Genomic DNA, 278 nt, shown 5'->3' with positions numbered 1-278 from the left:
CCAGATCCAGCAGCTGCCCGAGATCCGGCTCCGGGCCAGCGAAAGCGCCCTCGCCGCGCAGCCGCGCACGCAGGGCCAGCAGCAGATAGAACACCACGCCGACGCCCGCCAGCGCCTTGCTGGGGAAGCCGCAGCCCGGCACGTTCGGGTTCACCATCGCATCGGCCGGAGGCAGGCTGTCGCCAGCCAGATGGTGGTCGGTGACCAGTACCGGGATGCCGCGCACGTGCGCCGCCTCGATGCCCGCATGGGCGGCCACGCCGTTGTCGACCGTGAGG

At 72.3% G+C, this 278-nt stretch carries 1 protein-coding gene; it reads right to left on the bottom strand.

Translation table 11 applies throughout. The features are described 5' to 3' along the window. Positions 1-278 (bottom strand): DHH family phosphoesterase (locus FLQ44_RS23295; protein WP_240801391.1); only part of this gene is annotated, 278 nt, incomplete at both ends.

Source organism: Vogesella mureinivorans, assembly GCF_007644035.1.
GTDB lineage: Bacteria > Pseudomonadota > Gammaproteobacteria > Burkholderiales > Chromobacteriaceae > Vogesella > Vogesella mureinivorans.
This window is presented reverse-complemented; position numbering and strand designations above follow the sequence as displayed.